This window comes from Microbacterium sp. SD291 (genome assembly GCF_017355365.1).
In the GTDB taxonomy this organism is placed as follows: Bacteria; Actinomycetota; Actinomycetes; order Actinomycetales; family Microbacteriaceae; genus Microbacterium.
Window position 1 is genome coordinate 1 of record NZ_JADIJR010000045.1, and the last position, 16,521, is coordinate 16,521.

Genomic DNA, 16,521 nt, shown 5'->3' on the forward strand with positions numbered 1-16,521 from the left:
GGCGCTCCGCTCCCCCCGAGGCTTCGCCCTCTATGTCGGGCTCGACGAGATCAAGGCCGCCGAGGCGGGCGTCAGCCTCCCGCTCCTCGTCGACGCCCTCCGCCGCACGCTCGCCGAGCTGGCCCCCGGCGCCGAGACCCACGCCACCGTCGCCCTCGCCCCGCACGGCTCGGGTGGTCGCGACCTCGACGTCGTGCGCCTCGCCCTGCACGAGCCCGGTGCGATCGCCCGCACCAAGGCCGCGGCCGAGGAGGAGACCGGCACCGAAGAGGGTGGCGTCGTCGTCGACATCTCGCGCAAGCGCGTCCTGATCGACGGAGAGTCAGCCGCCTTCACGTACAAGGAGTTCGAACTGCTCCAGTACCTCGTGCTCCGCGAGGGCCGCACGATCGAGCGCAGCGAGCTCGTCTCGGCGCTGTGGCAGGCGCAGGACGACGAGACCCCGGGCGAGCGCACGATCGACGTGCACGTTCGACGCCTCCGCGCCAAGCTCGGCCGCTACGAGGACATCGTCCGCACGGTGCGAGGGATCGGCTACCGGTTCGACCGGCACGCCGACGTCGTGATCCGCTACGGCCACGGCACCCCCTCGCCCGACCGCTTCTGAGGTCCGCTGTCGGGCGCCCCGCGTAGGGTGGGCGCATGACCCTGACAGCGGATGCCGGTGCGGCCGACGCCGCAACCCCGGATGCGCCGCTCGAGACGGTCTACCGTCCGGATCGGGCGGTCGATCTGCACGCGACGGTCGGCGTGCTGCGCCGCGGCCCCGGCGATCCGACCACGGTCCACGACGGCCACGTCATCTGGCGCGCTCTGCGCACTCCTCTCGGCGCCGCGACCCTCGCGCTGCGCGGCGGGAAGGGTGAGATCAGGGCGACCGCGTGGGGTGCGGGCGCGGCCCACGCGCTCGAGACCGTGCCGGCACTGTGCGGCGCGCACGACGACCCCGCCGACTTCGACGCGTCGCGGCATCCGCTCATCACCGACGCCGCCCACCGCAATCCGGGGCTGCGCCTGACCCGCACCGGAGAGGTGTTCGACGCTCTCGCGTGCGCCATCATCGAGCAGAAGGTCACCGGCCTGCAGGCGTTCGGGGCGTGGCGCGTGCTGGTGTCGCGGTTCGGCGTCCGTGCACCCGGCCCCACTCCCCGGCCGATGTTCGCCGCCCCCTCCGCGGCCGAGTGGCGGCGCATCCCCTCGTGGGCGTGGCATCGCGCCGGCGTCGAACCGCCGCAGTCCCGCACGATCGTCCGCGTCGCGGAGCGCGGCGACAGCATCCGTCGCGCCGTGCTCGCCGCCCCGACCGGCGAGGCCCGCGACCGCGTGCTCACGAGCCTGCCCGGCGTCGGCGTCTGGACGTCGGCCGAGACGCGCATCCGCGCGCTCGGCGATCCCGATGCGGTGAGCGTCGGCGACTACCATCTCGCGCACGAGGTCGGCTACGCGCTCACCGGCAGGCGCACGGACGACGACGGGATGCTCGAGCTGCTCGCTCCGTGGGCGGGGCAGCGGCAGCGCGCGATCCGTCTCATCCTCGCCAGCGGCGTCCGCGAGCCGCGCCGAGGGCCACGACTCGCACCGGAGGACCACCGCCGGCGCTGAGCGGTCGTAGGCTGGCCGCATGCCACGCCTCGCGCTCCGCCTTCTGGTCCCCGCTGGTCTCCTGATCCTCGGCGTCGTGTTCGGGCTGATCTTCGAGAACGTCTGGCTCGGCGTGCTGCTCGCCGTGATCATCTGGCTCGGCTGGTTCCTCGGCTACGAGTCCCGCCGCGGGCACAACGCGGGCGTGAACGACGAGGACCACGGCATCGAGCTCTGACCGGCGACCACTCGGCGAAGAGGACCACAGGCTCAGTAGTACACGGCCAGCGGGCCGGACGGGCCGTCGACGACCCGCACCGGGGTGTCGAAGACGCGGGTGAGCACCTCGTCGGTCATGATCTCCTCCGGGGTGCCGAACTCCACGACCGCGCCGTCCTTCATGGCGCAGATGCGGTCGGCGTAGTGCCCGGCGAAGTTGATGTCGTGCAGCACGATGACGAAGGTGCGACCCAGCTCGTCCGATGCGCGTCGCAGGTGCTTCATCATCTGCACGGCGTGCTTCATGTCGAGGTTGTTCAGCGGCTCGTCCAGCAGCACGAACTCGGTGTCCTGCGCCAGAACCATCGCGACGTAGGCGCGCTGCCGCTGTCCGCCGGAGAGCTCGTCGAGGTAGCGGCCCTCGAGCGCGCCGAGGTCGAGGAAGTCGATCGCACGGCTGATGATCGCCTCGTCGGCCTGGTTCAACCGGCCCTTCGAGTGGGGGAAGCGCCCGAAGCCGACCAGCTGGCGCACCGTGAGCCGGGTGACGAAGTGGTTCTCCTGCCGGAGGACCGACACGATCCTCGCCAGATCCGCGGAGCGCGTGGATGCCACGTCGAATCCGGCGATCTCGATCGATCCGGCATCCATTCCGCTCAGACGGCCGATCATGGTGAGCAGCGTCGACTTGCCCGCCCCGTTCGGGCCGATCAGCGCGGTGATCCCGCCTGCCGGGATGGTCAGGTCGATCGGCCCGATCTCGACCTCGCTGCTGTAAACCCTGCGGACGCGGTCGAGTGCGATCACAGCCTGCCCTTTCTGAGGATGACGATGAGGAAGACGGTGCCGCCGACGACCTCGATGAGGATCGAGACCATCCCCTGGGCGTAGAACAGGTTCTTCATGACGAAGTAGGCGCCGGCGAGGATCGTGAAGGCGGTGAGCACCGCCACGGGGAAGATCAGCCGGTGGTCGTGGGTGTCGGCGAACTGGTACGCCAGCGTGGCCACCAGGAACCCGAGGAAGGTCATCGGCCCGACCAGGGCGGTGGATGTCGCCATCAGCACCGCGACGAGGAACAGCACGATGAGCAGCTCCCGCTTGTGGTCGAGGCCCAGCGAGCGAGCGCTGTCGGCGCCGAGTGCCATCACGTTCAACCGCCGGGCGCGAAGCCACAGCAGAGCGGATGCTGCGACGCACAGCGGGATCGCGAGCGGCAGATACGACGGGTCGGCGTTGGAGACGTTGCCGAAGAGCCGCGCGGCGAGCACGTCGAACTCGCTCGGCGTGAGCATCCGCTGCATGAAGGTGGCGATCGCGCCCAGACCCCCGCCGATGATGATGCCGACGAGCAGCATGACCTGGAGGTCGCCGCGCCGCCCCGAGAGCAGCCAGCCGTACAGGACCATCGCGAGCCCGACCATGATCGCCACCTGCAGCCCGAACTGCCACAGACCCTGGATCGCGACGAGCCCTGCAACTCCGAACAGGTACACGGTCGAGGTCTGGACCACCCGGTAGAGCGACTCGAAGCCCATGATCGACGGCGTGATGATGCGGTTGTCCGTCACCGTCTGGAAGCTGACGGTGGCGATGGCCTGCGCGACGGCGACGACGGCCATCACCGTGACGTCGGTCGCTCGCAGCTTGGCGATGCGCCAGAAGCCGGCAGATCCGGCGGGCATCGGGTTCTCCCAGGCGAGCAGACCGAAACCCGCACCCGCTGCCAGGACGACCAGGACGACGAGCACGGCGATGTACCGGATCTTCGCCGCGGATGCCGGGAGCGCCCCGCTCGCGCGCGCCGGGGCGGGCGCCTCAGCCGCCTCACGCACGGCGGCGCCTGACCACGAGCGCGATGAAGACGACGGCGCCGACGATGCCGAGGATCAGCGAGACCGGGACCTCGAACGGCATGATGATCGTCCGTCCGATGATGTCGCACACCGTGACGACCGCGATCCCGAGCAGGCACACCCAGGGAAGGTTGCTGCGGAGGTCGTCGCCGCGCACCATCGACACGATGTTGGGCACGATGAGACCGAGGAAGGGAAGATTGCCGACGACCACGGTGACGACGCCGGTGGCGACGGCGATGAGGACGGTGCCGAGCAGGATGATCCGGTCGTAGTCGACCCCGACGTTCGTGGCGACCTCCTCGCCGAGACCCGCGATCGTGAGCCGGTCTGCGACCACGAACACGATCGCGCCGACGACCGCGACGATCCACAGCATCTCGTACTGGCCGCGCAGCACCGAGGTGAAGCTTCCGGCGAACCAGACGCTCAGGGCCTGCAGCGAGTTCGTCGCGAGCGCCAGGTAGGTGGAGATCGCTCCGACGACAGCGCCGAGCATGATGCCGACGATCGGGACGATCAGCGACGACCTGAGCGACACCCGGCGCAGGAACGCGAAGAACACCATGGTGCCGATGAACGCGGCCACGACGGCGCCGGCCATCCGGAGCGGGATGGACGGATGCGGCACGAGGACCATCACGGCAAGCAGGCCGAGACCCGCCCATTCCGTCGTCCCCGTGGTCGTCGGCTCGACGAACCGGTTCTGGGTGAGCAGCTGCATGACCAGGCCCGCCATCGCCATGGCCGCGCCCGCGAGGACGAGCGCGATGGTGCGGGGGACGCGCGTGATCTGGAACATCTCGCCGCCGTCGGGCGCGCCGGCGACGTCGTATACGCCGGTGAACAGCGAGACGACGAGGAGCCCCGCGACGACGAGCACGCCGACCAGCAGCCTGACATCGAAGAGCCGGCCGGCGGAGCGGGCGGCGGTGGAGGTGGTGGAGGTCATGATTCACCTCCCGGCCGTCGAGCGAGGAGCGCGCTCGACGACCGGGTGAGCGACTACTTCTCGAGGGCGTCCGCGAGGTCGTTGAGGAACGCCGTGTAGGTCTGGATGCCCTCGTTCAGGTACGTGTCGGTCGGCATGTACACGATGTTGCCCTCGGCGACGGCGGTGACGCCGGCGAGCGCCTCGGAGCGCTCGAGGATCTCCGCGGCCTGCACGTAGTCCGGGGTCTCGTCGGCGAAGACGGCGTCGCGGTCGAGCACCAGGATCCAGTCGGGGTTCGAGGCGGCGATCGCCTCGACGGAGATGTCGTCGCCCTGGTGGTCGTCCGTGGCGTCCGCGACCTCGAGAGCCGGAGTGAGGCCGAGGATGTCGTAGATCGGGCCGAGAGAGCGGCCGACGGTCGGCGCGATGTACCCGATCTCACCGCCCGAGGTGTTCACCGCCATCACCTTGTCCGCGTCGTCGTACGCATCCTTCGCGCGCTCCACTGCGGCGTCGAACTCCTCGACGAGGGCCTTCGCCTCCTCCTGCTTGCCGAAGATCTCGCCGAGCACGGTGACCTGGCGCTTGAGCTCATCGTCGAACGGCTCTCCCTCACGCGGCTCGAGATCGATGATCGTCGCATCCGGCACGAGCTCGGCGATGGCGGTGTTGTGCTGGGTGAACCGCTGGCCGCTGATGATGAGGTCGGGCTCGACGGCGACGATCGACTCGAGGTCGGGCTCGCTGTGCAGGCCGACGTCGACGAGCTCCGGGTCCTTCGTGTAGGACACCGAGTCGGGCATCAGTGCGACCGCGGCGGCGGAGAGCTCGACGTCCCAATCGGACAGCGTCTGGAAGGTGCGGTTGTCGAGGGCGACGACGGACGCGGGCGGGGTGGCGATCTCATGCGTGCCCGAGTTGTCCTCGATGGTCACCGTCGCGGCCGCGGCCCCGGCTTCATCCTCGGGTTCGGCGGCGGCGCCGGAGGCGCACCCGGCGAGGACGAGAAGTCCGACGGCACCGAGGCTCGCGGTGATGAGGGTTCTGGGCACGGACATGGAGGGACTCCTGTTCTGCGGGGAGATGCGCGCACTGCGCCGGACCAGCAAGGTTAGGGTTGCCTACCCTCACTCCAAAGTACGTTAGCCTGAAATCATGAGCGATCTGAAATCCGGCTTCTCGATCGAGCGTCACGGCCTCGAGCTGCGCTTCCGCATGGTCACGCTGACCTCCCGAGAGTGGCTCGCCCCGGATTTCGTGCGCGTGCGCCTCACCGGCAGCGACCTCGCCGGCTTCGACTCACTCGGCTCCGACGACCACATGCGGCTGTTCTTCCCTGCCGGCCCGATCGGCTCGGTCGAGGAGCTGCGAGCCGCACCGAGCCGGGAGTACACGCCCCTGGCGTGGGGGGACGACTGGCTGGACGTGGAGTTCGCCGTGCACGGAGATGAGGGCGTCGCCGCATCCTGGGCGGCGAAGGCCCCGATCGGATCATCGATCGGCGTCGGCGGCCCGCGCGGGTCGGCGGTGCTGACCGGCACGCCCGGCTCCTGGCTCCTGGTCGGCGATGAGACGGCGATCCCCGCGATCCGCCGGTTCTCGGCGCTCATCCCCGACGGCGCCGCGGCGCGCATCGTGATCGAGACGACGGCGCCAGACCGCGAGGTCGAGATCGACGCACCCGTCGAGGTTCAGTGGCTGCACCGCGGCGATGCGCCCGCGGGTTCCGCGCTCGTCGCGTTCATCGACGGCCTCACCGCAGCGGATGCCGTCGGCGACGACCCCTTCGTCTTCATCGCCGCCGAGCAGTCGATCGTCAAGCCGGGACGCGCGCTGCTCGGGCGCTGGGGCGTGGAGCCGGCCGAAGCCGTCGTCAAGGGCTACTGGAAGCGCGGCGAAGCCGAGTACCACGCACCGCACTGACACGGGACTCGTGCGCCGGGCCCCGCGGTTCGCGTGGGAGAGACTGAAGGCATGGCTCTTCTCGATCACCTGGGCATCACCGTCTGCGATCTCGAGCGCGGGCGGGCGCAGTTCGACCCGGTGCTCACGGCTCTCGGGTACGAGTTCGGAACCGAGGCGGGGGGCGGGATCTCCTGGCACCGCGGCGACGACACCGAGCTGATCCTCTTCGCGCCACACGAGGAGGACGTCGATCCGCACGTGCACGGGCGCGCCGGCTGGCAGCACCTCGCGTTCGCGGTCGACTCGCAGGCGGAGGTCGATCGGCTGCATGCGATCGCGGTGGATGCCGGATGGACGGTCGTGCGGGAGCCGAAGATCTACGAGCGCTTCAGCGACCGCTACTACGCCTCGTTCGTCGAGGACGACAGCGGCATCCGGATCGAGTTCATGCACAACCCGCCGCGGGGCGCCCTCGTGGCGGATTGACCGGCGCTCAGCGCCGGTAGCTCAGCAGCAGCTCGCTGCCCGCACGCAGGATCGACACCAGCCGCATCTCCGCTCCCACTGCCTCGGCGCTCGAGGCGATCCGCCGCGCGGCGCCCGCTTCGAGCCGGGGCGCCATCGTGAGGTGCAGCGCGTCCACGGCATCCGCCTCGAGGAACGACCCGAACAGCGTCGGCCCGCCCTCGCTGTGCACGCGGCGCAGGCGTCGGGATGACAGTTCCTCGCGCAGCAGGCGGGGGTCGACCTCCGTCGCGCCGGCGTCGATGATCGTCGCGACCTCCGCGAGCCGCTCGCGGCGCTCCTGCGGAGCAGAGCCGACCGTGCAGATCACCGGGCGCACGGGGGCGTCGGTGAACATCGCGGACGCAGGGTCGAGATCGAGCCGGCGCGAGACGATGACCAGGGTGGGATGGGACGCGAGCCCGCGCGCCTCCCGCCAGGCGGCTGCGGCATCATCGAGCCGCATCGCCGTGTACCCCTCGGTCCGCGCGGTGCCGGCACCGAGGAGCACGGCGTCGGCCGGCCGGCGCAGCAGATCGAACAGGCGACGGTCGGCGTCGTCGCCGAGTCCCCCGGAGCGTCCACCGCGCGTCGCCGCCCCGTCCAGGCTCGAGATGAAGTTCATCCGCAGCCAGGGCGCATCCGGCATCCGCGTCTCGGCGAGCAGGGCCTCGTCATCGAGGTCGTCCGCCGGATCCGGCCAGACCCGGTCGATCCGCGTCATCCTGCCTCCTCAGACGTTGTGCGTCGGATGCGTGTTGTGCTCGAGCCGCACCGGCGGCCGCATCCCCAGTATCGCCTCGATCATGCGCGCCGCGTCCACGGCATCCGCCACGTCGTGCATACGCACGATGCGCGCCCCCTTCAGGACGCATGCCGTCATCGCGGCGAGAGAACCAGCCAGCCGCTCGCCCTGCGGCCGGTCGATCGACTCGCCGATGAAGTCCTTGTTCGAGACGGCGACGAGCAGCGGCGGCCCGATCGCGGCGATCTCCTCCAGACGGCGCGTGATCTCGAGCGAGTGCACGGTGTTCTTGTCGAGATCGTGGCCTGGATCGATGATGATCCGCTCCCGCGGGATGCCGGCGTCCTCGGCCCGCGCGATCCGATCCCTCAGGAACGAGCCGACCTCGGCCACCACGTCGCCGTAGCGCGCCGCGGGCTTCTCGGCGCGGGGCGGGCCGACGCTGTGCGTGATCACGACGTGCGCTCCCGACTCGGCCACGACCTCCGCCATGCGCGGATCTGCGAGTCCGCTGGTGTCGTTGATCACCGCGGCGCCCGCCTGCACCGCGCGACGCGCGACCTCGGGGTCGTTCGTGTCGACCGAGATCACGAGATCGCTCTGCGCACGGGTGATCGCCTCCACCACTGGCACGACTCGCTCGATCTCCTCCTCCGTTGACACCGCGGGTCCGCGGCCGAACGGCACTCCGCCGATGTCGACCCACTCCGCACCGAGCTCCGCCGCGCGCAGCGCGCTCTGCACCGCCCGATCGAGCGCGAAGGTCGCGCCATGGTCGTAGAACGAGTCGGGGGTGCGGTTCACGACGGCCATCACGACCACCTGCCGGTCGAAGTCGAAGTCCCGCCCGCCGATCCGCCGCATTCTCCCGACTCCCGGCATCATCGCGCGGTGCCGATGCTCTCGCGGATGGCGTCGGAGGCGTCCCAGTCGTTGGCGTGCATCGCGGCGACGACCCGGCCGCCGGCGACCCAGTACGCGCGGAACGCGCCGCCGGTGGCGACGTCTGTCGATCCCTCGATGTCCACCCGGTCGTAGCCTTCCGGCCCGACGCTGCCGACGTACTCCATGCCGAGATCGTACTGATCGGTGAAGAAGTACGGCTGGCGGGTGTAGGGCTCCTCTGCCCCGAGGAGGTTGCGCGCGACCACCTTGCCCTGCTCGATCGCCGTGTCCCAGTGCTCGACGCGGATGCGCCGGCCGAGAACGGGGTGATCGTGGTTGGCGACATCCCCGATGGCGAAGATGTCGGCATCCGAGGTGCGCAGGTTCGCGTCGACCAGGACCCCGTTGTCGACCGCGAGCCCTGCTGCCTCGGCGAGCGCGGTGTCCGGCATGGCGCCGACACCGACGACGACGAGGTCCGCGTCGGCCAGATCGGATGCCGCGACCTGGGCGCCGAGGCGAAGGTCGACGCCGTGCTGCCGGTGCAGGTCTGCGAACACCGTCGCGATCTCGGGCCCGAGAACCCGCACGAGCGGCAGCTCGGCCATCTCGAACACGGTGACCTCGGCGCCGGCCTGACGGGCGGCCGAGGCGACCTCGAGGCCGATCCAGCCGGCGCCCACGATCACGATCCTGGCACCGGGGCGCAGCTGCTCCTTGAGCCGGACGCTGTCCTCAGCGGTGCGCAGATACAGGGGGCTCGCCGCCGCGTCGGCGAGGGCGAACCGGCGCGGGACGGAGCCGGTCGCCAGCAGCAGCCGGTCGTAGGAGACCTCTCGCTCCTCTCCCCCGTCCGTCTCCGCGCTGAGCGTGTGCGCGGCCCGGTCGATGCCCGTGACACGCGTTCCGAGCTCGAGACGGACGTCGTTGTCGCGGTACCAGTCGCCGTCGTGAACGGCGGCCTCATCGACCTCCTTCTTGCCGAGCAGCACGTCCTTCGACAGTGGCGGGCGCTCGTACGGAAGCCGATGCTCGGCACCGAAGAGCACGAGTTCGCCCTGGTAGCCCTGCTGCCGGAGCTCGGTGGCCGCGGTGGCCGCGGCCAGTCCTCCGCCGACGATCGCGATGGTCATGATGGTCCTCTCTCGGGTGTTCTGGCCGGTGATGTTCTGGCGGTGTTGTTCTCGCGGGCGCCTTACCGGGCGTGCGCCGTGGCGAGCGCGAAGAACTCGGCGCGCGTGCGCGCGTCGTCACGGATCGAGCCCCGCACGGCCGAGGTCATCGTCGCGACGTCCCCGGCACGGGCGCCCCGCAGCGTCATGCAGCTGTGCGTGGCCTCGATCACCACGCCGACGCCACGCGGCTCGAGGTGCAGGTCGAGCGCATCGGCGACCTGCACCGTCAGGCGCTCCTGCGTCTGCGGGCGGCGGGCGTGATGGTCGACCATGCGCGGGATCTTCGACAGGCCGACCACACGAGCGGCCGGGAGGTAGGCGACGTGGGCGACGCCGGTGAACGGGAGGAGGTGGTGCTCGCACACGGAGCGGACCGGGATGTCGCGGACGACGACCATCTCGTCGTAGCCCTCGCTGTTGGCGAAGGTCGTGAAGTCGAAGGGCTGCGGGCTGAGGAGCTCGGCGTAGGCGGCGGCGAAGCGCCGTGGCGTCCTGGCCAGGTCTGGCGTCTCCGAGGAATCGGGGTCGATCCCCAGTGCGCGCAGGAACAGCCGGCCGGCGTGCTCGGCGGCAGGGAGGTCTACGGCCGGCAGCATGGCGCGGATCGGGATCCGCCCATGCGGCAGAACCGGTCCTTCCGCTTCCTCGTCGTCATAGGCAAGGGACAAGGTCATCTCGGCCTCCTTGAGCTTCCCTCCATTAGAGACCCGATCGCCCTCTAAAATCAAGAGGACTATTTTTTAGAACGACGGTCAGTCGCAGCGAGGAGAGGAGAATGCAGGGGTGAGCCTGTTCGCCTTCGCCCCCTCTCGTGGTCCGCGGTGGCCGCTGGCCACGCAGGCCGCGCTCGGCATCGCGGTGCCGATCGCCGTGATGACGGCACTCGGCCAGGCGCCGCTCGGCTATGTCGCGGCATCCGGCGCATTCACCGTGCTGTTCGCCGGTTCCGCTGCAGCGATCGACCGCGCCCGCGTGCTGCCGCTGGTCGCGGCCGGCCTGATCGCCTGCGCCGTGCTCGGCGTGCTCGCGTCGGGCAGCGACTGGCTGGTGAGCATCGGTGTCATCGTGGTCGCGATCGTGAGCGCGGCGCTGTCGTTCGGCTTCCGCCTCGGGCCGCCTGGACCTCTGTTCTTCGTGCTGATCTTCGGGCTCTCCGCACACGTCGTCGCGAGTGCGCCGATCACACCGCTCGCGTACGTCGTCGCGCTCTCCGCCGGGTGCGTGTTCTCCTATCTCGTCGCGATGGCTCCGCTGCTGCTGCCCCGTGGGCGCTCCGCGGCGGCTCGTCCTCTCAGCGAACTGCTGCCGGGGCCCTCGCTCGACGCGGATTCCCGCGTGCTCCTGCTCCGCGTCGCGATCGTCACCGTGATCGGCGTGCTCCTGGGTCTCGTGATCGACCCCGCTCGCACCTATTGGGTCGTCGGCTCGGCGATCGCCGTAGTCGGCGTGGCCGCCGCGCGGCGAGCCGCGTTCCAGCGCGGACTGCACCGCATGCTCGGCACGATCGTGGGCGCCGGCGTCTATGCGCTGCTCGCCCTGCTGCATCCGGCCGGGCTCTGGCTCGCCCTGCTCCTCGGCGCTCTGCAGTTCACGATCGAGCTCGTCGTGGTGCGCCACTACGCCCTTGCGCTCGTGTTCATCACGCCGCTGGTGCTGCTGCTGACCGGAGCAGCGACCGGCGGGATCGGCTCGATGGACGTGGCGTGGGAGCGCATCGTCGACACTCTGGCGGGTGCCGCCCTGGGCGCGGCATCCGGCCTGCTCCATCGTCGCCCGGCTGCGACGGCGGGCTGAACGAGCGGCGGTCGTGTCTCACCGCCCGGCCACCGTGTCAGTGCGCCTCGATCCGGACCGTGCGCTCAGACTGCTGCCAGAGCACCGCCAGCATCCGCTCCCCCTCCGCGATGACCGCGGCCTCGTCCCGGATGGGCTCGAACGCGCGGACGACGATGCCGTCCGCGCCCGACGTCCAGATCCCGGCCGCCATCCCGTCGACGAGAAGCGGCCGCGCCGGCAGCAGCAGCACCTTCGCGCGGTGCTCGGCCGGAAGGACGCGAGTGCGGTCTTCGTGGCCGAGCAGCAGGTTGTCGAACTCGCCGAGGAAGCGCGGCGGAGCAGGCGTCTCCGGGTCGGGCAGCGGGCCTTCCTGCACGTCCAGCAGCTCCCGGCCGCGCTCGTCGGCGAAGCGGCGCAGAGGGAGCTCGTCGATAATCTCGCGGATGCCGGTGAGGCCGGTGAACGTCCGGATGTCCGACGTGGTGGCCGGACCGAACGCCCTCAGATACCGCAGGATCAAACCGTCCGGCGCAGGATCGGCGGCGAGCGGTCTCCCCAGCGCATGCGCGACCGGAGCGAGCATCACCTTGCCCGTGCGACCCCACACTCCTCGCGGCGGGAGCTGCAGCACCGGCTCGGTGTAGGCGACGGCTGCCGCGAGGGCCGTCGGATCGCGTCCGGGGAACAGCGCGGCGAGCGCGCGCCCGAGCTCGGCGGGCGGTCGTGGCCGTTCGACGAGAAGGGCGGCTCCCGCAGCGGCGACCGCAGCGATGTCGAGGCCGTCGAGCTGGGCGCGGAATCCGTTCCGGAGCGCCTTGCCGAGCGTGGGCTGCACGAGCGGACGCCAGGCCAGAGCGTCGTCAACGGTGTGCAGGTGGATCGTCGCACGCTGCGCGATGAGCCGCACCAGCGACATCTCCGCGATGCGGCGACCGAGGTCGTCTGGGTCGAGATCCGCGACGCGCGACCAGAGGCGATGTAGGGCGCGCCGGGCACCTGTGCCTGCACGCCGGCGAGGTGGGCGACGGCCTCGGGAACATCGACCTCGGCGCGGGCGAGCAGCAACTGGCGCTCGAGCAGCGCCCGGTTGAGGGCGCGCTGCGAGAGCACAGGAGCCGCAGAAGTGTTCATGGCCAGGACAGTAGCAACGATCTCCCTTGCAGATGTCGGAGCCCCGGCGCAGAATGAGCCTGCAGGGGGCCGGCCGAGAACATCTCACACTGATCTGGAGCAACCCATGGCGAATCTCAACCCGTATCTCTCATTCCGCACCGAAGCCCGCAAGGCGATGGAGTTCTATCAGAGCGTCCTCGGCGGCGACCTCGACATCAACGTGTTCGGGGAGTTCCCCGACATGGTGCAGGACCCGAGCCAGAAGGACCTGGTGATGCACGCGCAGCTCACCACGCCGGACGGCCTGGTGCTGATGGCGTCGGACACGCCCGACGGCATGACCTACGAGACCCCGCAGGGCATCTCGGTGTCGCTGAGCGGCATCTCCGAGGAGACCGCTCGCGACGTCTGGGAGAAGCTCTCCGCCGGCGGGACGATCACGATACCGCTCGACACGGCGCCGTGGGGCGGCCTGTTCGGGATGCTGGTCGACCGCTTCGGCATCGCCTGGATGCTGAGCGCAGACGCGGAGGGCTGAGTAACCGGACGTCAGTCCTGTGCGGCCGGTCCGGCCGCACAGGACTCTCAGCGCAGCGCGTTCGCCTCGATGAAGGCGCGGAGCGTGTGCTCGTCGTCCGCCATCTCGGTGACACGCTGGGGAGCATCGAGCATCGCGCGCAGTTCGGGCGAGTACTCGAGCTCCACGCCGATCGCCTCATGGATCGTCTCGGCGAACTTGTGCGGCTTCGCGGTCTCGAGCACCAGCATCGGCACACCCGACTCCACGTACTCGCGAGCGACCTTCACGCCGTCGGCCGTGTGCGGGTCGATGATGTCACCCGCCGCCTCGTGCACCGAGCGGATGGTCTCGAGCCGGTCCGCATGCGTCGAGGTTCCGCTGACGATGCCGAACTCCTCCGTGAAGCGAGGCAGGTCGGCCGTGAAGTCGAAGTAACCCTGCTCACCGAGGTCGCGCCAGGCGCCCACGACGCGCGTGGCGTCGCGGCCGACGAGCTCGAAGATGAACCGCTCGAGGTTCGACGCCTTCGAGATGTCCATCGACGGGCTCGAGGTCGCGAGGGTCTGGGCCGCGCTGCGCGGACGGTAGATGCCGGTGCGGAAGAACTCGTCGAGGACGTTGTTCTCGTTCGCCGCGAGCACGAGCCGCCGGATCGGGAGGCCCATCTGCCTCGCGTAGAGGCCCGACAGGATGTTGCCGAAGTTGCCGGACGGCACCGTGAACGACAGCTCGGTCCATCCGCCGGCATCCGTCGCCCTGAGCCAGGCCCAGAAGTAGTAGACGACCTGCGCCGTGATGCGCGCGAGGTTGATCGAGTTGACGGCACCCAGGTGCTGGGTGCGCTTGAAGTCGAGGTCTCCGGCGAGATCCTTCACGAGGTTCTGGCAGTCGTCGAAGACGCCGTCGACGGCGATGTTGTGGATGTTCGCGTCGTCGAGCGAGAACATCTGCGCGCGCTGGAACGCGCTCATCCGCCCCTGCGGCGACAGCATGAAGACGGCGATGCGGTCCTTGCCCCGCAGCGCGTGCTCGGCGGCCGAACCGGTGTCGCCGGAGGTCGCGCCGAGGATGTTCAGGACCGAGCCCTTGCGCTCGAGCGCGTACTCGACGACCTGGCCGAGGAACTGCATCGCCATGTCCTTGAACGCCAGCGTCGGACCTTCGGAGAGACCGACGAGCGTGAGGTCGTCTCCGATCGACCGCAGCGGCACGACCTCCTCGGGGAACGGCTCGTACGCCGCGGCGGTCATCCGGGCGAGATCCGCACGCGGGATGTCGGTCGCGAACAGGCCGAGCACCTCAGTCGCGAGCTGGGGGTACGTCAGCGCGCGCCAGCGTTCGAGCGTCTCGCCGTCGACCGTCGGCATGACCTCGGGGACAGCGAGTCCGCCGTCGGTGGCGAGGCCTTCCAGCAGCGTCTCGCAGTACGGCAGCGGCTGCATGCCGCCTCGGGTGGAGATGTACTGCACGGGGGCTCCTTGCTTCGGAATCGGCACGGGCTTCCATTCTCTCAGGCCGTCGCACTGCCCGGTGACGGGATGACGGATGCCGTGGGCATCCGCTCGTCGCCCTCGCCGGTCAGACCCGCCGTTGTTCAGAAGAGGGCGGTCGGCAGCGCACCCTCGTGCTCGAGCAGCCAGCGCTTGGTCGCGATCCCCTGCCCCGCGTCGCCGCCGGAGTATCCGCCGAGCCCGTCGCCCGCGACCACGCGGTGGCACGGCACGATCAGCGGCACCGGATTGGCGCCCATGATCGCGCCGATCCCGCGGGCGGGCACCTGGGTGCCGCTGCGTTCCGCGAGCCCACCGTAGGTGACGGTCTCACCGTGGCGGACCGTGTCGTGCAGCGCCATCAGAACGGCGCTCGTCGCCTCGGTCTGGGGCCCGAGATCGATCGGCAGGTCGAAGACCTTCAGGGCGCCGTCGAAGTACGCCTTCACCTGGCCGAGCGCCTCGCCGAGCAGCGCATCGGGAGCGGAGTCGGCGCCGGGCGGCGCCGAGGAGCGCCAGGCGACGCCGGTGATCGCCGCGCCGTCGCTGGAGACGCCGATGACTCCGACCGGCGTCTCGAGCGTTCCGAAGGAGGGCATGCGTCGAGGGTATCCCCGGCCGCGGACGTCACCTCACTGCGATTCCCACATGATCCATCCGTATCTGAATTCATGATTTTATGTATCATTGCGCGTATGACACCCGCCACCGCGACCTCCTCCGCCACGCACACCGCCGCGGTGGCACGCCTCGGGCATGCCCTGTCCGACCCCACTCGCGCCGGCATCCTCCTCGCACTCAGACAGGCGCCGGCCCATCCGTCGGACCTCGCCGACGAACTGGGCGTCTCCCGTCAGACGATGTCGAATCATCTCGCCTGCCTGCGCGGATGCGGCCTCGTCGACAGCACTCCCGACGGACGGCGCAGCCTGTACCGGCTCGCCGACGCCCACCTCGCGGAGGCTCTGAGCGAACTCATGCGCGTGACGCTGATCCTCGAGCCCGGATGCTGCGACGGCGAAGGATGCACCTGCTGATGGGTGGCACCGCGCTCACGCTCGAGCGACGCGCCACGCTGCACCGCCGCATCCGCCTGATCGTCGCCGTCACGATCGGATACAACCTCGTCGAGGCCGTGGTCGCGATCGGGGCCGGCGCCGCGGCCTCGTCGGCGGCGCTGATCGGATTCGGGCTGGATTCCACGATCGAGGTGCTATCCGCGGCGGCCGTCGCCTGGCAGTTCACGCGCCGGGATCCGGACCGCTGGGAGAAGCCGACCCTGCGCGTGATCGCCGTCGCTTTCTTCGCGCTCGCGATCTACGTCACGTCCTCGTCACTGGTATCCCTCGCCGGCGGGGAGCACCCGTCCCACAGCACGATCGGCATGGTCCTCACGGCGGTCAGCGTCGTCATCATGCCGCTCCTGTCGTACGCCGAACGCCGCGCGGGTCGCGAGATCGGGTCCGCCACCGCCGTCGCCGACTCCATGCAGACCCTCATCTGCACGTACCTCTCGGCCGCGGTGCTGATCGGGCTGATCGCGAACAGCGTCCTCGGATGGTGGTGGGCGGATGCCGTGGCCGGACTCGTGATCGCCGCGTTCGCGGTCCGCGAAGGCGTGGAGGCATGGAAGGGCGACGCCTGCGCCACCTCGGTGGGGATGATCCTCGAGGACGAGCACGGCGGGCATGACGAGGCCGACCTTCACCACGGATCGTGAAGTCCGTCTGCGAACCCGCGTCATAATCCGCCGCGGCCGGTGTCTTGCAGATGTGACGATGATGAACGAACCGTGGGGACAACACATTCGCTTCTCCG

Annotated in this window: 20 protein-coding genes; 9 read left to right on the top strand and 11 right to left on the bottom strand. The window is 70.1% G+C overall.

The features are described 5' to 3' along the window. From IPV10_RS15845 to IPV10_RS15855, 3 genes are all read left to right on the top strand, one after another. A partial coding sequence (locus tag IPV10_RS15845) for a winged helix-turn-helix domain-containing protein (RefSeq protein WP_207485479.1) occupies nucleotides 1-607 on the top strand: 607 nt, incomplete at its 5' end. 35 nt (nucleotides 608-642) lie between these two features. Next, nucleotides 643-1,602, top strand: a complete 960-nt coding sequence (locus tag IPV10_RS15850) for a DNA-3-methyladenine glycosylase (RefSeq protein ID WP_207485481.1) — start codon at nucleotides 643-645, stop codon at nucleotides 1,600-1,602. A gap of 19 nt (nucleotides 1,603-1,621) precedes the next feature. Further along, nucleotides 1,622-1,819, top strand: coding sequence for a hypothetical protein (locus IPV10_RS15855; protein ID WP_207485483.1), 198 nt, complete (start codon nucleotides 1,622-1,624; stop codon nucleotides 1,817-1,819). 32 nt (nucleotides 1,820-1,851) lie between these two features. Here the strand turns inward: IPV10_RS15855 and IPV10_RS15860 are convergent, their stop codons facing one another. Genes IPV10_RS15860 through IPV10_RS15875 form a run of 4 tightly spaced genes read right to left on the bottom strand, consistent with a single transcriptional unit; the run spans nucleotide 1,852 to nucleotide 5,648 of the window. Then, complete coding sequence (locus tag IPV10_RS15860) at nucleotides 1,852-2,607, bottom strand: ABC transporter ATP-binding protein (protein WP_207485485.1); 756 nt, start codon at nucleotides 2,605-2,607, stop codon at nucleotides 1,852-1,854. Further along, the gene (locus IPV10_RS15865; protein ID WP_207485487.1) at nucleotides 2,604-3,635 is read right to left on the bottom strand and encodes an iron chelate uptake ABC transporter family permease subunit; all 1,032 of its coding nucleotides are present in this window, start codon (nucleotides 3,633-3,635) and stop codon (nucleotides 2,604-2,606) included. The genes IPV10_RS15860 and IPV10_RS15865 overlap by 4 nt, the downstream gene beginning before the upstream one ends. Then, nucleotides 3,628-4,608 (bottom strand): iron chelate uptake ABC transporter family permease subunit, encoded by a 981-nt coding sequence (locus IPV10_RS15870; protein WP_207485489.1) that lies wholly within the window; start codon nucleotides 4,606-4,608, stop codon nucleotides 3,628-3,630. The genes IPV10_RS15865 and IPV10_RS15870 overlap by 8 nt, the downstream gene beginning before the upstream one ends. 53 nt (nucleotides 4,609-4,661) lie before the next feature. Next, a complete protein-coding gene (locus tag IPV10_RS15875; RefSeq protein ID WP_207485491.1) occupies nucleotides 4,662-5,648 on the bottom strand; it encodes a siderophore ABC transporter substrate-binding protein in 987 nt (328 codons plus the stop codon). A gap of 97 nt (nucleotides 5,649-5,745) precedes the next feature. Here IPV10_RS15875 and IPV10_RS15880 point away from each other — a divergent pair, with 97 nt between their 5' ends. Both IPV10_RS15880 and IPV10_RS15885 read left to right on the top strand, forming a co-directional pair. Continuing rightward, the gene (locus tag IPV10_RS15880; RefSeq protein WP_207485494.1) at nucleotides 5,746-6,513 is read left to right on the top strand and encodes a siderophore-interacting protein; all 768 of its coding nucleotides are present in this window, start codon (nucleotides 5,746-5,748) and stop codon (nucleotides 6,511-6,513) included. Nucleotides 6,514-6,564: 51 nt separating this feature from the next. Then, nucleotides 6,565-6,981, top strand: coding sequence for a VOC family protein (locus tag IPV10_RS15885; RefSeq protein ID WP_207485496.1), 417 nt, complete (start codon nucleotides 6,565-6,567; stop codon nucleotides 6,979-6,981). A gap of 7 nt (nucleotides 6,982-6,988) precedes the next feature. Here the strand turns inward: IPV10_RS15885 and IPV10_RS15890 are convergent, their stop codons facing one another. The 4 genes from IPV10_RS15890 to folE all read right to left on the bottom strand — a co-directional run bounded on the left by IPV10_RS15890 (nucleotide 6,989) and on the right by folE (nucleotide 10,400). Further along, the gene (locus IPV10_RS15890) at nucleotides 6,989-7,723 is read right to left on the bottom strand and encodes a pyrimidine reductase family protein (protein WP_207485498.1); all 735 of its coding nucleotides are present in this window, start codon (nucleotides 7,721-7,723) and stop codon (nucleotides 6,989-6,991) included. A 9-nt stretch (nucleotides 7,724-7,732) separates the two neighbouring features. Beyond that, nucleotides 7,733-8,608, bottom strand: a complete 876-nt coding sequence (gene folP / locus IPV10_RS15895; RefSeq protein ID WP_242685069.1) for a dihydropteroate synthase — start codon at nucleotides 8,606-8,608, stop codon at nucleotides 7,733-7,735. Nucleotides 8,609-8,625: 17 nt separating this feature from the next. Next, nucleotides 8,626-9,762 carry an NAD(P)/FAD-dependent oxidoreductase gene (locus IPV10_RS15900; RefSeq protein WP_242685070.1) on the bottom strand — a complete coding sequence of 379 codons (1,137 nt, stop codon included), beginning with the start codon at nucleotides 9,760-9,762 and terminating at the stop codon, nucleotides 8,626-8,628. Between the two features lie 62 nt (nucleotides 9,763-9,824). Then, complete coding sequence (folE, locus tag IPV10_RS15905; RefSeq protein WP_374192240.1) at nucleotides 9,825-10,400, bottom strand: GTP cyclohydrolase I; 576 nt, start codon at nucleotides 10,398-10,400, stop codon at nucleotides 9,825-9,827. A 187-nt stretch (nucleotides 10,401-10,587) separates the two neighbouring features. On the opposite strand from folE, the gene IPV10_RS15910 reads away from it, so the two are divergent. Next, nucleotides 10,588-11,598, top strand: coding sequence for an FUSC family protein (locus tag IPV10_RS15910; protein WP_207485504.1), 1,011 nt, complete (start codon nucleotides 10,588-10,590; stop codon nucleotides 11,596-11,598). A gap of 37 nt (nucleotides 11,599-11,635) precedes the next feature. Here IPV10_RS15910 and IPV10_RS15915 read toward each other — a convergent pair whose 3' ends face one another. Then, nucleotides 11,636-12,799 carry a winged helix DNA-binding domain-containing protein gene (locus IPV10_RS15915; RefSeq protein ID WP_207485506.1) on the bottom strand — a complete coding sequence of 388 codons (1,164 nt, stop codon included), beginning with the start codon at nucleotides 12,797-12,799 and terminating at the stop codon, nucleotides 11,636-11,638. An 18-nt stretch (nucleotides 12,800-12,817) separates the two neighbouring features. On the opposite strand from IPV10_RS15915, the gene IPV10_RS15920 reads away from it, so the two are divergent. Continuing rightward, a complete protein-coding gene (locus tag IPV10_RS15920) occupies nucleotides 12,818-13,231 on the top strand; it encodes a VOC family protein (RefSeq protein ID WP_207485508.1) in 414 nt (137 codons plus the stop codon). A gap of 47 nt (nucleotides 13,232-13,278) precedes the next feature. On the opposite strand, the gene thrC is transcribed toward IPV10_RS15920, so the two are convergent. Then, entirely contained in the window at nucleotides 13,279-14,682 is a 1,404-nt protein-coding gene (gene thrC, locus IPV10_RS15925; protein ID WP_207485510.1) for a threonine synthase, read from the bottom strand. A 125-nt stretch (nucleotides 14,683-14,807) separates the two neighbouring features. Continuing rightward, on the bottom strand, nucleotides 14,808-15,302 hold the full coding sequence (locus tag IPV10_RS15930; protein WP_207485512.1) for a methylated-DNA--[protein]-cysteine S-methyltransferase: 495 nt from the start codon (nucleotides 15,300-15,302) through the stop codon (nucleotides 14,808-14,810). Between the two features lie 96 nt (nucleotides 15,303-15,398). Between IPV10_RS15930 and IPV10_RS15935 the strand changes: the two genes are divergently transcribed. After that, the gene (locus IPV10_RS15935) at nucleotides 15,399-15,740 is read left to right on the top strand and encodes a helix-turn-helix transcriptional regulator (protein ID WP_207485514.1); all 342 of its coding nucleotides are present in this window, start codon (nucleotides 15,399-15,401) and stop codon (nucleotides 15,738-15,740) included. Beyond that, nucleotides 15,740-16,423, top strand: a complete 684-nt coding sequence (locus tag IPV10_RS15940) for a cation transporter (protein WP_207485516.1) — start codon at nucleotides 15,740-15,742, stop codon at nucleotides 16,421-16,423. The genes IPV10_RS15935 and IPV10_RS15940 overlap by 1 nt, the downstream gene beginning before the upstream one ends. The last annotated feature ends 98 nt before the right edge of the window (nucleotides 16,424-16,521 follow it).

What these genes read in the sequence shown, in the direction of transcription:
- IPV10_RS15850 (WP_207485481.1), top strand. Translation starts at nt 643, where the DNA reads ATGACCCTGACAGCGGATGCCGGTGCGGCCGACGCCGCAACCCCGGAT.
- IPV10_RS15855 (WP_207485483.1), top strand. Translation starts at nt 1,622, where the DNA reads ATGCCACGCCTCGCGCTCCGCCTTCTGGTCCCCGCTGGTCTCCTGATC.
- IPV10_RS15870 (WP_207485489.1), bottom strand. Translation starts at nt 4,608, where the DNA reads ATGACCTCCACCACCTCCACCGCCGCCCGCTCCGCCGGCCGGCTCTTC.
- IPV10_RS15875 (WP_207485491.1), bottom strand. Translation starts at nt 5,648, where the DNA reads ATGTCCGTGCCCAGAACCCTCATCACCGCGAGCCTCGGTGCCGTCGGA.
- IPV10_RS15880 (WP_207485494.1), top strand. Translation starts at nt 5,746, where the DNA reads ATGAGCGATCTGAAATCCGGCTTCTCGATCGAGCGTCACGGCCTCGAG.
- IPV10_RS15885 (WP_207485496.1), top strand. Translation starts at nt 6,565, where the DNA reads ATGGCTCTTCTCGATCACCTGGGCATCACCGTCTGCGATCTCGAGCGC.
- IPV10_RS15890 (WP_207485498.1), bottom strand. Translation starts at nt 7,723, where the DNA reads ATGACGCGGATCGACCGGGTCTGGCCGGATCCGGCGGACGACCTCGAT.
- folP (WP_242685069.1), bottom strand. Translation starts at nt 8,608, where the DNA reads ATGCGGCGGATCGGCGGGCGGGACTTCGACTTCGACCGGCAGGTGGTC.
- IPV10_RS15900 (WP_242685070.1), bottom strand. Translation starts at nt 9,762, where the DNA reads ATGACCATCGCGATCGTCGGCGGAGGACTGGCCGCGGCCACCGCGGCC.
- folE (WP_374192240.1), bottom strand. Translation starts at nt 10,400, where the DNA reads ATGCTGCCGGCCGTAGACCTCCCTGCCGCCGAGCACGCCGGCCGGCTG.
- IPV10_RS15920 (WP_207485508.1), top strand. Translation starts at nt 12,818, where the DNA reads ATGGCGAATCTCAACCCGTATCTCTCATTCCGCACCGAAGCCCGCAAG.
- IPV10_RS15930 (WP_207485512.1), bottom strand. Translation starts at nt 15,302, where the DNA reads ATGCCCTCCTTCGGAACGCTCGAGACGCCGGTCGGAGTCATCGGCGTC.
- IPV10_RS15935 (WP_207485514.1), top strand. Translation starts at nt 15,399, where the DNA reads ATGACACCCGCCACCGCGACCTCCTCCGCCACGCACACCGCCGCGGTG.
- IPV10_RS15940 (WP_207485516.1), top strand. Translation starts at nt 15,740, where the DNA reads ATGGGTGGCACCGCGCTCACGCTCGAGCGACGCGCCACGCTGCACCGC.